The 13,370-nt window shown below is 51.0% G+C and carries 16 protein-coding genes; all 16 read right to left on the bottom strand.

Annotation, left to right across the window (positions count from 1 at the left end; translation table 11 throughout):
• Positions 1 to 69: 69 nt before the first annotated feature.
• On the bottom strand, positions 70 to 684 hold the full coding sequence (locus tag K5E40_RS18965; RefSeq protein ID WP_011922828.1) for a hypothetical protein: 615 nt from the start codon (positions 682 to 684) through the stop codon (positions 70 to 72).
• Between the two features lie 95 nt (positions 685 to 779).
• Positions 780 to 1,700 (bottom strand): hypothetical protein, encoded by a 921-nt coding sequence (locus K5E40_RS18960; RefSeq protein ID WP_169904152.1) that lies wholly within the window; start codon positions 1,698 to 1,700, stop codon positions 780 to 782.
• A gap of 73 nt (positions 1,701 to 1,773) precedes the next feature.
• A complete protein-coding gene (locus K5E40_RS18955; RefSeq protein ID WP_169904151.1) occupies positions 1,774 to 3,018 on the bottom strand; it encodes a DUF3150 domain-containing protein in 1,245 nt (414 codons plus the stop codon).
• Positions 3,019 to 3,579: 561 nt separating this feature from the next.
• The gene (locus tag K5E40_RS18950) at positions 3,580 to 3,846 is read right to left on the bottom strand and encodes a hypothetical protein (RefSeq protein ID WP_078465859.1); all 267 of its coding nucleotides are present in this window, start codon (positions 3,844 to 3,846) and stop codon (positions 3,580 to 3,582) included.
• Positions 3,847 to 3,947: 101 nt separating this feature from the next.
• The gene (locus K5E40_RS18945) at positions 3,948 to 6,002 is read right to left on the bottom strand and encodes a hypothetical protein (RefSeq protein ID WP_169904150.1); all 2,055 of its coding nucleotides are present in this window, start codon (positions 6,000 to 6,002) and stop codon (positions 3,948 to 3,950) included.
• A gap of 2 nt (positions 6,003 to 6,004) precedes the next feature.
• Positions 6,005 to 6,220 (bottom strand): hypothetical protein, encoded by a 216-nt coding sequence (locus K5E40_RS18940; RefSeq protein ID WP_078465861.1) that lies wholly within the window; start codon positions 6,218 to 6,220, stop codon positions 6,005 to 6,007.
• Positions 6,221 to 6,380: 160 nt separating this feature from the next.
• Positions 6,381 to 6,602, bottom strand: a complete 222-nt coding sequence (locus K5E40_RS18935) for a hypothetical protein (RefSeq protein WP_007250479.1) — start codon at positions 6,600 to 6,602, stop codon at positions 6,381 to 6,383.
• 160 nt (positions 6,603 to 6,762) lie between these two features.
• Positions 6,763 to 7,581 (bottom strand): hypothetical protein, encoded by an 819-nt coding sequence (locus K5E40_RS18930; RefSeq protein WP_169904149.1) that lies wholly within the window; start codon positions 7,579 to 7,581, stop codon positions 6,763 to 6,765.
• 15 nt (positions 7,582 to 7,596) lie between these two features.
• Complete coding sequence (locus K5E40_RS18925; protein ID WP_011922821.1) at positions 7,597 to 8,766, bottom strand: AAA family ATPase; 1,170 nt, start codon at positions 8,764 to 8,766, stop codon at positions 7,597 to 7,599.
• 161 nt (positions 8,767 to 8,927) lie between these two features.
• Positions 8,928 to 9,218 carry a hypothetical protein gene (locus K5E40_RS18920; RefSeq protein WP_078465862.1) on the bottom strand — a complete coding sequence of 97 codons (291 nt, stop codon included), beginning with the start codon at positions 9,216 to 9,218 and terminating at the stop codon, positions 8,928 to 8,930.
• Between the two features lie 305 nt (positions 9,219 to 9,523).
• Positions 9,524 to 9,955 carry a hypothetical protein gene (locus tag K5E40_RS18915; RefSeq protein WP_011922819.1) on the bottom strand — a complete coding sequence of 144 codons (432 nt, stop codon included), beginning with the start codon at positions 9,953 to 9,955 and terminating at the stop codon, positions 9,524 to 9,526.
• A 125-nt stretch (positions 9,956 to 10,080) separates the two neighbouring features.
• A complete protein-coding gene (locus tag K5E40_RS18910; RefSeq protein ID WP_153045958.1) occupies positions 10,081 to 10,452 on the bottom strand; it encodes a hypothetical protein in 372 nt (123 codons plus the stop codon).
• A 280-nt stretch (positions 10,453 to 10,732) separates the two neighbouring features.
• Positions 10,733 to 10,987, bottom strand: a complete 255-nt coding sequence (locus K5E40_RS18905) for a hypothetical protein (RefSeq protein WP_078465865.1) — start codon at positions 10,985 to 10,987, stop codon at positions 10,733 to 10,735.
• A gap of 117 nt (positions 10,988 to 11,104) precedes the next feature.
• Positions 11,105 to 11,563, bottom strand: a complete 459-nt coding sequence (locus tag K5E40_RS18900) for a hypothetical protein (protein WP_078465866.1) — start codon at positions 11,561 to 11,563, stop codon at positions 11,105 to 11,107.
• Positions 11,564 to 11,623: 60 nt separating this feature from the next.
• Positions 11,624 to 12,568: a PD-(D/E)XK nuclease family protein gene (locus tag K5E40_RS18895; protein WP_011922816.1), complete on the bottom strand. Its 945-nt coding sequence runs from the start codon at positions 12,566 to 12,568 to the stop codon at positions 11,624 to 11,626.
• A gap of 73 nt (positions 12,569 to 12,641) precedes the next feature.
• Positions 12,642 to 12,800 carry a hypothetical protein gene (locus K5E40_RS18890; protein ID WP_155007399.1) on the bottom strand — a complete coding sequence of 53 codons (159 nt, stop codon included), beginning with the start codon at positions 12,798 to 12,800 and terminating at the stop codon, positions 12,642 to 12,644.
• Positions 12,801 to 13,370: the final 570 nt, after the last annotated feature.

The raw sequence follows: 13,370 nt of genomic DNA, 5'->3' as shown, positions 1-13,370 counted from the left end.
TCCAGAGGAAGATGCTTGGAGGTGACGCCCGCCCCTTCCGTCAGTCGGAAGAAGCGGGTCACCAATCAGTTAGAACAGCGCAGCCACGGCAGCTTCAAGAAAGCTCAAGGCCATCTGAAAAATGCCGTACACAACGCCCCCGATAGCTAAGTACCAACCGAGTGCCCGAGCCGTACGGCTAGAAGCATCAACGTCTTGATACATATGATAAAACTCCTGGTCACCGAGGTTGGCGGGGCCAACAAACAGCTTGAGTTCGGTCTCCTGGTTTTTAGGAATACCCAAAGCCTTTTTCGCGTCATAGTTCAACGCAATAGAGTCTTTGGTCAGCTGCTTTTCACCAGCTATGGTCGGTACGCCCTGGGCTCGGATCATCAAGAACTTACCGTTCTCAGCGTTGTAGATCTTGATCAGACCTTTACGGCTGACCAATCCAGTACGCCCTTTCCCAGTGCTACTACCAATGTGCATGTTTGAGAGCCGAGCAATACTTAACTCAGCATCAGCACCGCGTAGTGAGAAGCAATGCGTGACCTCAATGTTTTGAACCGGCTTACGAGCAGCAAAGTGCGTCTGAAGTGGACGTGGGTCAAAGACCTTCATGACCAACCAGAGGAATTTTGCTGCCTTGAGCACAGCTACGTCGAACATTGGGACCAGCTTAGCTTTGATATTTGCTTTCATGATTTTCTCCTACTGAGGGCCGGACCTCAGCTCGCACACCGTTTGGTGGCTAATGAATTATGGAGAGGACGCCGGCAGCGCCCCTCGAACATCAGTTAGTCAAAATCGTAAGAGAAGTCGTCAGACTCGAAAGCATCCATAAGAGCTTTAGATACTGGTTTTCTTCTCCCGCCCTTACTCGCAATGACTTCATCTGCTTCGTCGTCAAACTCAGCGAGATCTGCATTGAGCTCAGGCTCAGGTACGAATTCGTCTTCGACCTGTGCAGGCTCTTGCACGTCATCCACCGCCGGCACGCAACTGACCTCAACTGTCACGGAAGCAGGAACCACAAGTGGCTCGGCAACCTTGACGGGTTTAGATACAGCTTCGATCGGAGGTAGACCCTTTGCAGCACGTTGCTTGGCACGCATTTCACGCATCTGATCCCGCTTGGTAAGAGACCGGATGGTGTCCCCCGTGCGGGTGTTGTCGATGAAGTCGTGTTGGGCAAGAACTTGAAGGAAAGCTTTGAGGCAATATTGGTGGTCCTCATCGGCGTCCATCATTCTCAACCGAACGTCTAGGACGATAATTGAGTTGATGACCAACCAGGAGCAAGGGTCATGGAACAGCGGTTCGATTGCAGACCTCGCGGAGGTCAGCACAAGCTGCTTATTCAGATCCCGGAAAAGGCTGCCCTTCTCCCCATAACGTTTGGCGCCTTTGAATGGCTTACCAACGCGCCGGTATTGAAACCCGAACGTGTCGTTTAACCACTGCCCATTCTTCACGAGAGGTTCGAGCCCTAGAGCCTTTTCCAATCGCTCAATCGTTGCGTTGTCAGATCGAGTATCAGATGTGGCCATAACCTCAGCCACGTTTTCCTTATCAACCTGAACAGCACCGGGCAGATATCCAGAGGTCGACCACAGAGCCTTACGATCAAAAACCAGCCGGGTGGCGGTAGCTTTTCGGTCGGACTGTTTTCTAACGGATGGTGTGCGAATTACTTCGCCGAACAGATCAGTTTGCATAGCGCGCTCCAAATTGGGCGCACCACTCCCCTAACGGGTGTGGTGGCCCGTCAGGGGTGGGAAGTTTCGAAATTTAGAAGTAGAAAGCGAGCGAACCGGGGTTAGCGGTTTGCTGGGCAGATACGCTTGATTCAACGGCCGGGACCGCCTGCTCTAGCTTCACATCAGCAGCTTGTGCAGCTACGGCTGGAGCCGCAGCTTCTTCAACAGGAGCAGCCACAGAAGTGACTTCAGTTGTTGTCGAGGCAACCGCGGGGGCGGTCGCTACATTTTGCTGTTGAGCTACATCGCCCTGGACAGGTGCGCTTGCAGTGTTGCCCTGGGGAGCCGAGGCACCCAACAAGGTTTGCTGCGCTGTACTCACAACAGAGATCAATGGCAAGCCTTTGGTCAGGTGATCAACGACTTTCCGTTGGTCACGTAATGCAAGCAGGCACTGTTCAAAGTTGGTGAACTCAGGAGCACTCATGAACCCAGACTCAGGCAGCTTTTCCAACTCAGCCGAAAGGGCGTCGTGGAGCGGCTTGATCAGCGGATGAATGAAGGCCAGCGGAACCAGCTTTTCAGTCATCGCTTTAGCACGACGAATCGTGCGAGGGTTCAATTTGATCTCGCCAGTGCTAGTGGTCCGATCCTTACTGTCTACAAGCTTCCAAATTGCATACGCTTCAGCACAAACATGCTGAACGCAGGCACCCATCACCCCTTCACGAAGAGCCACAACGCTGTCGCGCTGGGCCTTGTAAAGCTTGGTATTAAAGTTCGCATCGTCCAGCTGGATAATGTGAACGCTGTACGCAAAGGTGAGGTTCTTAGCTACTTCCTCCCACGTTGGTTGACGCTTGACCAGTGCTGCCATCAGTTTCGAGACAGTGAGTTGATCTGCGCCACCTTTAATTGCTTTGGCACCCAATTCGAGCAAGTGCTTTTGGCACATGTCGGTGTAGCGCGCCTCATCAGTTGCCAACAGCTCATCCCATTTAACTTCCAATGCATCAAGTTCTTCTGCCTTCTCAACTGCCGAAGCGATGGTGTTAATACCGCCGAGATCAGTTTTGATGGAGCCGAGCTTGTCCAGCACCTCTTCCGCTTGTTCGCGAATGCGGTGGTATGGACGCAGAAAGTCCTTAGGGAAGATTTTCTCACAGAGCAGTTTACGTGCCTCCTTCGGCAGCTCTCCAACCACAACGTCAATGTCTTTCATGTCGATCTGACGATCTTCAGAAATGCACTTGATTTGATGATTTAGAACAGCAACCTCAGTTTCAGCAGTTTGAGCAACGATCTGAACAGAGCTGTTTACGTTTGCAATAGTCATGGTATTTCTCTCGCACCCGCCGGACCACGGGGCAAATTTAATTAACACCCGGGGCCGGAGCCGGGTGTGTATCGAGCAATAAACTCGAGCAAACACCCGGCGTAAGCCGGATGTTTGATCCAGCTCACTAGGAGGAGAAGAGGCCCGATATCGGGCCTCCCTGACTTATTGGCCGAAGCCGAATTCGTCAGGTTTAACGGTATGACTAAAGCGAGCCTGTGCGTTAAGTCCGATCGAGAACCACTCGGTGAGGAGAGGGAATCGCTCGAACTCTGGTGGGGTCAGTGCTCCCGGAGGGGCATTGAATCCAGCATTGCACGCTGCACAGATAGCGGCCTTTTCATCAGGCGCGCCACCGTTAGGAGCTATGTTCGTTAATGCGCTTACAGCGGTATCTACTAGGTCCATGATGGATCTCACTCCCGCCGTGTCGGGGTATTTGGTTTTCAAACACCTGGTCACGGGGCCAGGTGGAATCGAGATCGATGTCTCGAAAATCACCCAGCTAGGTCTGCCCGAAGGCCGTCCTGGTTGAGATAAGGCTCTAGAGAGCCTTCAGCTTCACTTCGCGGATTTCTCAGCGAGACGCTTAGCTGCTTCTTCCTTTTGATCGCGCTCACAAGCGGCTTTCCACCCAGCATTCCAGCCTTTCAGCAGAACAGGAGTGGTTTTAATCACGTCCGGTGCACCCCATGGATAACCATGGAAACCAGCTGAGTAGCCGTGACCCTCTACTGTTTCCAGAGAGATTTCACCGGGCTCTAAAACGTGATCATTGAACGCCGAAATTGCTACTTCGACGTAGTCGTAGTTGATTAGACCGGACATAACTTCCTCGCACCCTAGTTGGGGCATTTATGAAAAACGCCCAGGGCTACCCGGGCGTTCTGAGGCAAGACCTCGGAATACCCAGGTGGGTACAGTGATTGTTACATCAACAGTTTTCTGGCTTCAGCCAGTAGAACAGGTGTTACCTCAACACTCGAAGCTGCTACTGCATATGGGATACGAGCCTCAGTGAGCCAGTCTGTACGGACCTTTTCACCAATGACCAGATACACCACACGAACACCACTGCTTTCGCAGAAGCGGGTCATTTCAACAGCCTTGGCAACGTTGCCAGGGGCACCATCCGTGAGGACAAACATCACCTTACGGTTGGCTTCGTGGCACACCAGTCGACGCCCTGCATGGAATACAGCCTCTCCAATAGGGGTGTGACCGCCGCCCGCCACTTTCCTGAGTCCGCCAATGCGGTTGATTGCAGTTTTAGAGGAATCGCCGAAGCAGCGAGCCATAGAAATCAGCTCGCCGCCTTTAGGTGCGAACCCAAGAATCTCGCGAGGGCAACCGATCTGGTCGAAGACCTTCTCAAGGAGCATCACGGATTCAAGGATCGAACGAAGAGTGCTTGGAGCCTCAGCGGCCTCAAACTGGTCCTTCTCACCTTTGGCGAAATCTTTATCGGCTTTATCCTGAGTAGAGCTGGATAGGTCGACAACAATTGAGATTGCGGTAGTAGGACGTTGAGCTTCCTCACTTTGAGTGAAAACGCGAACATCGCCCAGGCCTACACGGTAGAGATGGTTTTGCCCCAGCTGACCGCGAGTAGTCGTAAACGACTCTGCTTCCTGCTGTTGCATCAGTAAGCCTTTCAGCTTACTAGCTAGCACTTGAGACCTACGCCCCAAACGCTTTTCCATATCGCGGGCCTCAGAAATGTCTTCGGGGCATACCGTCATCCCGTCGACCTTCTCCTTGTTGCCAGCGCCTCCACCGAAGCCCTTACCTGCTTTACCTGGTGCTTGATCCAGTTTGCCGTCAATGACGCAATCAGGAGCCAGCGATTGGCCTTTGTAGTCAGGGTTGGTACCGCTTTGTACAGACTTGGAGACAGACTTGACGGCGTCACCGTCGTCAAATACTTCTTTGTCGCCGAGGCCAGTGGTATTGAGAATCTCGTCAACGATTGATTTCAGGGAGCGACCATCAGCCGCCTCTGAACCGCCGGTTTGACCCGCATTACCATCAGTTGTACCAGCCTGTGCACCAGTTTGGCCATCAGGCCCAGTAGCGCCGTTACCTGGGGACTGCTCATCACCATTGCCTTTCCCGCTGTCAGCACCATCACTGTCCTGAGACTGTTTTGGGTCCTGGCCGCCGTCTTTGCTTGGTTCAGATGGATCCTCAGGTTCCAAATCGCCAGTGGTACCTTCAGTGCCACCGTCCTGTTTGGGCTCCCCATTCGAACCTGAATCGTCAGCAGGTGATGATTGCTCACCTCCCTTCGACTCCTCAGGTTGACCCTCATCCTTCTTCTCTTCATCTTCACCAAGCGCTTTCAGCATCGCAATGATCCGCAGCGTCAAGCTGCCAGCATCTTGAGTTGATTGCACATTTGGGAATTCGTTGATCAGAATTTCATTGAGATTGCCACGAACGTGATCAGCATGAGCACCGAAGTGCTTATTGAAGTTAGCCTCGATTACCGCGAACGGGTCACGATACTCACTCCACCGATCGGTACGTAAGTAGCAAAGGGAATAGCAGGCAACCGCTTCAGCAACAGAATTGCTGCCGTCACGGAATCGCTTGCGTTCAAACAGGATGCTCGCCTTACGCCGGAAATAGATTTCGGCTTCTCGGGTCGCTTGTGCTTGTTTGTACTCCATGTAGACGTCGTCCAATGCATTGAGCAGGAAGCGGGCGAAATCGCCATGCTTCGCAGCAAATGCCTGGAAGAAAACCACATCAGAGAATTGGATGTGCCCAACCTCGTGGAAGCCAAAGGCTTTCGTAAGGTCAAGATCATCTTTAGTCAGGTTCATAGGCAGGCTTGGAAGGTAGACACGTCGACCGTCCGTACGGGGTTGCTCATCCTTACCAAAGACGAACTCGATCCCCGAGTTTGAAGCCAAGACCCGAAAGAACGAGATCCAGCCTTGAGTGATTGCATTTTTGCTGAAGTTCATCATTGCAGACATGGTCATTCTCCGATTCGGATTGCTTTAGCTTTCTGATCGTGCAGCACTGCGTTGCCACGCAGCTTCGCGATAGAAGCTGTGGGAACGCGGTGTTGCGTGTGAATGACAAGATCGGCGTGATGAGAAGCCAGCTTCCGGTATGCCAGAGCCATGCGGCGGTGGTAACGGATCATCACGAATTTGGAAACAGCCTGCGCTACGGTTTTGAACAGTTTCATGGTGTTGCCTCGCACCCGCCGGACCTCGGGGCATAAAAGATCTACACCCGGGGCCGGAGCCGGGTGACGTTGAGTTCGAAGAACTCGACAAACACCCAGCCAGAGCTGGATTTCAACTCTCAGAGCAAGAGGCCGCCCGTTAGGGCAGCCCGTAAAACTGTTAAACCTTACCCTGCAGCAAATCAGCTTCCAGCTTGTGACGGAGAGCCTGGTGGCTCACGTAGTCAATCCGCGGGTGCTCAACTGCTGCAAGGGCCAGACGCTCAGCCAAACGGCTAAAACGTGCGGCCTGCGCTTCGTGATAAGTACGCAGAACGATGCCAATCCAGAACAAATCCAGAGCAGCGTCAACGCGAGTGATTGCTTTCATCAATGCTTTCATATTTGGAGCCTCTTACCTGCCGTGCACAGGAACAAATTTGGTTTCAACCCGGGCACGGTGCCGGGTCGTGTGAGCTCAGTGAACTCGAACAAAAACCCGGCGTGAGCTGGGATTTTGGTCCAACTCACTAAAGAGGTGCGGTCCATTGAGGACCGCATTTTCAACAATAAAAATCTACTGCACTGAAGACTTTCGTCGCCTGTACAGGGATCGTTTGGTCTAGCTTGAGAACACTGCTGAGAACTTCAGGGTGATCCTGATACCACTGAAGATGTTTCACATCAGCGGCAATGAACGGATTCGATTCGAGAAAGCGCCAGTTCTGATCAGATGTAAGCTCGATCACCGCGCCCGCCTTGATGGCCCCTTGCAGAAATGCTCGGACGTACACATCAAGAAAGGTTTCGCGAGTGCGCAGATGCAACAACCCACGCCCATCAGGGAGAAGGTAATTGTCATCCAGCATTCCGCGGTTCTCGCAAAGCTCCTTCGCCTTCGTGGTCATGATTTCCCATAACCGTTCAGGCACAAATCCAAACCTGATGATTTGAGCCCCAAGGCGCATCTCAACAAATTTGTCATCGTCATAGCTCTGTAGCTGGACATCAGCATGTGACAAGACCTCATGAACTGCCCGCAACCTGGCAAGCCCGGCTGCGAACTGATCTTTGGCCATAGTCTTCACACGTGCGTAAAAGCCTCTCAACACCAGAGGGAATTCCTCATGGTGAAGATCTGCTGGCACCTGCAATTTGCTGGCAGTGAATGCAGTGTCGAGATAACCGTCAGCTCTCGCCTCAGAAACCATCTCGCACATAAATTCCCATGCATCGTGAGAGCTGCTTGCAGCTCCCTCCAAACGCTTAGTGATCTTAGGTTCGCCTTGAACCATTTGACCCTCGAACATGATGCTTTCGCGCGTCCCAGCCGGCAGGAAGCCGGCCAGGAAACTTCCATTGGGGTTCACAACGTAAAACATGGCGAACTCCTTTGGTTAGGCGGCTGCTGCTTTTGAGGCAGCTACACTTTTGGTGATGAAATCGTCCGCGATCGACGTAACCGAATAAGCATGCTCTTCCGGCAAAATCAGGTCGCGGCTGAATGTTGACTTGAACAACTCAATAGCCAGCACTCGGTCGGTTTCTTCAAGATTGGTGTAGATAGAATCCACGAAGGACTCATCAGTATCGCCGTACATCATCCACTTGTAAGCCCAACGCTGAATCTCGCGGAACGAGATATTGTCGCAGGCTTCTTCCATGGCGAACGCTTTACGAAAACGGAAAGCGAACTCTACGAGTTGATGGATGAACATGTCATCCATTGGGGTCAGTTCACGCTTGGCAGCGTAGGCATCTGCAGCACCTTTGAGGGCTTTCATTTCCTCTTCAGGTGTCATGAAGCCCACCTTGAAGCTGGTCATGCGACTACGAACAGCAGCGTTCTGAGCGTTGACACCGGCGAACCGGGCATCGCTCTGCTGCTTACCACCAGTGTTATCGGTCGCGAACAACCGGAACATTGGGTGTTTAACGATAGTCATCCCGCCGTCCACGTTCAAAAGATCACGTGGGTTGAGCGTAGGATCAATACCGTGGTGTTTCAGGTTGATTACCCCGTCACCTTGAAGGATGTCGTTGACACCAACCATAACACCGGGACGCAGTGTGCAGATCTCGTCGATGAGGCATGTCAAGCCAGTGCGATACGCATAGCTCAAAACACCATCGAACTCTTCAACGTCACCACCCTTGATGGTTTTGCAACCAAGCAAGTGAGTGTCGTCGATGCCATTGCTGCCAGTGATAGCGATCATCGGCTTGTTCAGGCGATTGTGCATCTGTGTAACCAAGGAGGATTTACCTGTCCCTTTGTCACCTACCAGCATAAAGCTGGTATCGCCACCCTTCATGCTCAACAGGATCCGGCGAACCAGGCTCTTGTTGAAGACATGATCATCGTTACCCTTCGGCACTAGAGGATGGTCCCCAACGAAGACAGGCAGTTGCCCTACTCCCTTGAGTTCCTCAGAGAAGCCAAAAAGCTCGTGAGCCATGACCATTTTAACCGGCTGCGAAGCCAGGGATTCACGGTGCATCGCTTCGATATCAGCAACAGTGCGAGCAGCTACGGTGTTGGTTACAGCGTTAGTTACGTTAGTCATTTTAAAAGCCTCTCACCCGCCGGACCACGGGGAATCTTTAAGTAACACCCGGGGCCGGAGCCGGGTGCGAATCGAGTAGTGAACTCGAGCAAACACCCAGCGTGAGCTGGAGGTTTGATCCAGATCACTAGGAGAAAGGACGCCCGGATAGGGCGTCCGAATTACAGAAGAATGAGATGTGTACCCACACCCAATTGGACCGGGCATGAGTAGTCGCCACCTTCAATCTCAGTGAGATCGAAGGAGTGCAGTTGACCCATCCATTTCAGCTTCAGCGTAAGAACGTTGCCGTTCATGCTCAGCTGCGTGCCGGTGTACATAGCAACCTCTTCAAGGTACTGCTGGAACTCAACTTTCGAGATCCTGCAGCCCGTGGAAGCGCGACGAACGTTCAGCAACGTTTCGGTAGCGATACCAGTAAAACCTGGTAGCCATTCGGCAGATATAGACATTTTGGTTCCTCGCCGGCAGTCGCCGGGATTCAAAATCCAGGCGAAATGCCAACGAGCTAACCGTCTGAGATTTACTCAGACTGGTTGAGCAGACCAGATATAACTTGGTGGTAAATGACGAAGCTGAGTGGTCACTTCATCGTAAGATCCCTTTCGGTGATACTCACAATTCGAATTCCCATCCCATACTTTAATCAGCCACATATTTATTTCCCTTACCTACTAAATGCATGCGAAAGCACACACGGTCGAATGTTTAAAACATCCGGCAAGGCCGGATGCTTTATCCAGCCCTAATGCAAGGGTTACCCCGCTTCGCGAATTCCCAAAGGAATCGCATCCTCATCCCAGAAGTGATGAAGGATCATTCCAGCGCTTAACTGATCCCGAGAAACACCCAAGCGCGCAGCAAGTGCGAACTCAGACATTCCACCGACAGATAATCGGTTAGCTTCGGCCCAGAAGGCCCTATCAGGTAGGTGCTGCACTTCCATCAGAGGTAGTGAAACTACAACTGAAGCATTGATGGATTGCGACACCGCCGGAGCGTCATGCGACACCCCATGAGCAAAACCTTTCGCCCATTCAGCATGGTTGAAAGTGTTTGTCTCAAAAGGGTTGCTGGTGAAGCCCTCTTTGAGGTTAGCAGCCTGGCGGCCAGCCTCCCAAGGAGTGACTAGATCGTTAGCGAGGGCGATAAACCATACGAGGTCACCGCGAAAATTCATGTTGTTCATTGCAAAACTCTCCTACCCGCTGCAGACGGGAGATTAAAAAAAACGCCCGTCTGCAGACCGGGCGTGGAATTGCCGACGCCCGGCAACAGCAAAGCTGTGCCGGACGTTTTCACGACCAGACAGCGTTAGCTGTTTAGATACCCGTAGTGCTTCATTTCCATCTCTGCAGCTGCGACAGCTATCGAGAGAATTTCACCGGTCATCACGCTAGCGACTGAAAGCCACCAAGGTAGATGGATACCGTTGAAAAAGAGGATATAGAGCGTAAAACCAGTCACCCCCCATTTGAAAACCTTAGCCAGCCATACCGACACGAATGTAGGTACAACTAACCAGTGCCTCATAGGTCGCTCAGAAGTGATCGTCGATGCAAGAAGCACGAAGACCAGGACCAAGCGGTACTGATGATAGATTTTAATCAGTGCTTTCATAGGAGCGAGCCCTTTCTGAAATCCTGATAAACGAGTTTGTTGATTTTTGCAGTTTTGATAAAACATATATTCACCATTATTATTAGATTTTGTTTTTATAGAGTGCTGCGCCCTCCCAAAACCTAACAACCCAAAGGGGATTGTTAGGGCCCCTGGGCGGTGAATCCTTGCAGCTCCCTCAGTTACGAGGGGTGTGTCTGAACGGAATAAAACGCTTTCCGTTTGCTTCGCAGTGATCGCAACGTAACCATACTAAAAAGCCATGATCAATACCGCTATGATTGCTGTGGAAGACATGGTCAGTTCCTTAAGTGAGTTAATGAAAGTTTTCATCTCACCATTACACTTAAGGGCCATGACCTTTTCTTTTCTTGCCGCGTAGGGACTTACGCTTACGCGCTCTCCGCTGCTGCAATTTCATTTTTCTGCTCTTCTCCTTTGAGGAAGTTGAAGACTTGGTCAGCATTACTGCGACCATCAGTACCGAAATCAGAAAAACAATCTTCTGTTCCTTAACAGTCCACCCTTCAAACAAGGAGGCAGAGACAGTACCCATGATAGCTGACACAATTGCCAGCATCAGGTTTTTGATGTATGACATCAGTACCTCCAGTGACGCCGTCGCGCGTTAGTTGATAACACTCCCGGGGCGTCCCGCCGGAAGTATTTACTTCCGGCCCGAGGGCTGGATTTAGCCCATCGTCTGATGGAAAACTATTTAACCGACATTAGCTTCAATGAAGTCTATAGCAAGTTGATTCTTTTGATGCTGACGCACGGCAACTCGTCTCTCCAGTCTGTCACGCAATGTAGTGCGTAGCGCTTCATACTGATGAGGACCTACCTTACGAACCCAAGAACTAAGGTAATGCTGTCCTTCGAACTCCTTCCGAAGTTCGGATGATAGGAGTCTATGGGTCAAAACCTGTGAATTGGGACACCAAACCACGTTGATCCCTTCCGCACCGTCTGAACTTTCGATCAGTTCGGTGTGTTGGGATATGTACATTTGCCGCTCCATTTGGCTCATCTTTTGCAGTGCCTCACAAAGATGATCACCTTGCGCAAGATATTTGATCAAGACAAACTGACCAATCTTGCGGTTAGAGTCTTCCTCTTTACGGCGCTTATCGACGGCACGTTGAGCATACCGCTCCATACGAACTGACTCTTTCATTTGTCACTCCGAAGGGCAGCATTACCCTGGGGGCAGTTGTGCCCCACTAGGTAGGATGATTTAGACCAGATCAGCAATTGTTAGCCCACCTGGTATTCTGTAGCCACGCTTTGAACCTTCCAGACACAGCCCAGCGAAATCACAACGAGTTTGACTATCACAGGGAGAGTTGTAAGCAGCACCAGACGTTCGATGAAACTCACCACGTCTAATACGGCCAGCAACTACACGAGCGTAGTCGAATGCTTCTTCAACATCACTACGTGTACGCTTGGTCCATTGCACTGGCTGCCACATGGCTTTTACAAGAGACTCGGAATCAGGTTTTGACATACTCGGCTTTAGCCCTGAGGCAAAACCACACGCTGTCGGTTCCTTAATCCCAAGAGACTCACACGCTAAACGTACAGCTTCCCAGTAAAACGTCAGTTGCAAAGCGATGCCTGCAAATAAAGCGCCTTCCTTAGTAGCTGCCGTTTTCCAGTCAAGAATGACTGTATCCCCTTTAGATGCGATAAGAACACCATTGAAAATGATGTCCCTTTCCGCAACACCAACAAAGTCGATGACCAGGTTGATGTAGGTATTGTGTGAAATCCTTAGCCGAAAAGCTCCCTCAATGATCAAAGGTCGAAGACCCAGATTCTCGAAAAACGATGGGAACTGATCTGCTAGACGCTTGCCGATTGCTTCGTTAACCTCGCGCGTCTTTGACTTTGCCATGCTGATTAAGCCTGACATAGACAAACGGAAAAACTCATCTGAGAAGTGCTTTCCCATTTGATCGCGGTCGATATAACCTTTGATATAACCTTCTATTACCCAGTGCAAGGCAGAACCAAACACAAGATTCAAAGGTGTAGCCATTGGTTTTATACGAGCTCGGTAATAGCCAAGTGAACGTTGGCAGACCTGAGATTTCAAAATCTGCGTAGGTGACATATCAACAACAAAGTCATCAGAGACAGGGTTGAAAATATATGTCGGATTAAGATATGCAGTCATGCTCTCACCTATTTACGGCGCACACGACTAACCCAAGGGCAGTGTGAGTGCCCTTGAGGGAAATAATATTTAGTTAAAAAGGAGAATCGTCAGACTCTTCCTTTTCATCCTTCAAATCAAAATTACCTTCGTGTTCGTGCGACAAAAAGCGTGCTTTCGCTTGCTCAAATGAATCGCCTGAAGGTGTCCTCCAAATTGGAGGGACACTCACGAGTTCAACTTCGTTCGACATGAAGAACCTCCTATATCCCTGACTGCACCAGGAATAAGCTCATAGAGATTACCCGTGCAGGGGAGTTGGCATGAAGCCGGAGGAGCCATTATCAGAGCAAGAAAGCGCTGAGATGGCAGAGATACAAAATCCTGGGACAAATCTACTGAAGCGCGAACGCAGCAGGAAATGCCTAGTACCTCGAATATGGAAACGTCAAAAGACGGGTCCAAAATGGTTCCAGCAATGTCTGTGCTCAACAAGCCAAGAATTAGCATGACTTGAATCACACCCTGAAAAACCTCATAGAAATGCTACGACGTAGATCAGGTTAGCTCTCGAGGAGGGCTAGTAGGACGGGTTAATGCTGACTCACCTCTGATCGGCCGTCAAGCCAAAATGACAGCATAAAAAAACCCTCTGGCAGCAATAGCTGGCCAGAGGGTTGTTTTGTATGCGTATTTCGGCCTATCGTGACCGCCCGTTTCGGTACATCGTGACCGACCATTTCGCTAACGCGTGACCGCTCATTTCGCTAACAACGTGACCGATTTTCCGCCTGTTCCGAAACAGCCGGTCACGCTCTTACCG

Origin of the sequence: Pseudomonas baetica, assembly GCF_019733355.1 — a bacterium.
GTDB lineage: Bacteria > Pseudomonadota > Gammaproteobacteria > Pseudomonadales > Pseudomonadaceae > Aquipseudomonas > Aquipseudomonas baetica_A.
Note: the sequence above shows the minus strand (reverse complement) of the source record. Positions and strands in the feature narration are given on the sequence as shown.

Excerpts from the sequence above, each read along its gene's own strand:
- K5E40_RS18965 (WP_011922828.1), bottom strand. The coding sequence starts at position 684 with ATGAAAGCAAATATCAAAGCTAAGCTGGTCCCAATGTTCGACGTAGCT.
- K5E40_RS18960 (WP_169904152.1), bottom strand. The coding sequence starts at position 1,700 with ATGCAAACTGATCTGTTCGGCGAAGTAATTCGCACACCATCCGTTAGA.
- K5E40_RS18955 (WP_169904151.1), bottom strand. The coding sequence starts at position 3,018 with ATGACTATTGCAAACGTAAACAGCTCTGTTCAGATCGTTGCTCAAACT.
- K5E40_RS18950 (WP_078465859.1), bottom strand. The coding sequence starts at position 3,846 with ATGTCCGGTCTAATCAACTACGACTACGTCGAAGTAGCAATTTCGGCG.
- K5E40_RS18945 (WP_169904150.1), bottom strand. The coding sequence starts at position 6,002 with ATGTCTGCAATGATGAACTTCAGCAAAAATGCAATCACTCAAGGCTGG.
- K5E40_RS18940 (WP_078465861.1), bottom strand. The coding sequence starts at position 6,220 with ATGAAACTGTTCAAAACCGTAGCGCAGGCTGTTTCCAAATTCGTGATG.
- K5E40_RS18935 (WP_007250479.1), bottom strand. The coding sequence starts at position 6,602 with ATGAAAGCATTGATGAAAGCAATCACTCGCGTTGACGCTGCTCTGGAT.
- K5E40_RS18930 (WP_169904149.1), bottom strand. The coding sequence starts at position 7,581 with ATGTTTTACGTTGTGAACCCCAATGGAAGTTTCCTGGCCGGCTTCCTG.
- K5E40_RS18925 (WP_011922821.1), bottom strand. The coding sequence starts at position 8,766 with ATGACTAACGTAACTAACGCTGTAACCAACACCGTAGCTGCTCGCACT.
- K5E40_RS18920 (WP_078465862.1), bottom strand. The coding sequence starts at position 9,218 with ATGTCTATATCTGCCGAATGGCTACCAGGTTTTACTGGTATCGCTACC.
- K5E40_RS18915 (WP_011922819.1), bottom strand. The coding sequence starts at position 9,955 with ATGAACAACATGAATTTTCGCGGTGACCTCGTATGGTTTATCGCCCTC.
- K5E40_RS18910 (WP_153045958.1), bottom strand. The coding sequence starts at position 10,452 with ATGTTTTATCAAAACTGCAAAAATCAACAAACTCGTTTATCAGGATTT.
- K5E40_RS18905 (WP_078465865.1), bottom strand. The coding sequence starts at position 10,987 with ATGTCATACATCAAAAACCTGATGCTGGCAATTGTGTCAGCTATCATG.
- K5E40_RS18900 (WP_078465866.1), bottom strand. The coding sequence starts at position 11,563 with ATGAAAGAGTCAGTTCGTATGGAGCGGTATGCTCAACGTGCCGTCGAT.
- K5E40_RS18895 (WP_011922816.1), bottom strand. The coding sequence starts at position 12,568 with ATGACTGCATATCTTAATCCGACATATATTTTCAACCCTGTCTCTGAT.
- K5E40_RS18890 (WP_155007399.1), bottom strand. The coding sequence starts at position 12,800 with ATGTCGAACGAAGTTGAACTCGTGAGTGTCCCTCCAATTTGGAGGACA.